Below are 273 nucleotides of genomic sequence, written 5' to 3'. Positions count from 1 at the left end.
CTTGCTCTGTATATCCCCACTTTTTATACGTTCCTTTAACAACGTTATACTCAGTATCCTCAGAGTAGTTAACAAGCTTTGATTCGACAAGACGAAAGTTTTTAATACCATCGTACTCTTTTTCATAGTATTTTTTATGTGCCCTATCAACATGTTTGGTGATCGCTTTATCTGCATTGGGGCTATGATCTAGAGGTGTATACAATTGTTTAAATAGCTGTTCATCTTTATTTTTTACTATTTCTACCGCTTTAAAGCAGTTTTCTTTTGGGA

1 protein-coding gene is annotated in these 273 nt (G+C 34.1%); it reads right to left on the bottom strand.

Annotation, left to right across the window (positions count from 1 at the left end; translation table 11 throughout):
• Nucleotides 1-273, bottom strand: a 273-nt coding sequence (locus R2R70_RS20250; RefSeq protein ID WP_410978936.1) for a hypothetical protein, incomplete at both ends; no start/stop codon positions are given.

It is taken from the genome of Cobetia sp. SIMBA_158, assembly GCF_046566945.1.
Classification (GTDB): Bacteria; Pseudomonadota; Gammaproteobacteria; order Pseudomonadales; family Halomonadaceae; genus Cobetia; species Cobetia amphilecti.
This window is presented reverse-complemented; position numbering and strand designations above follow the sequence as displayed.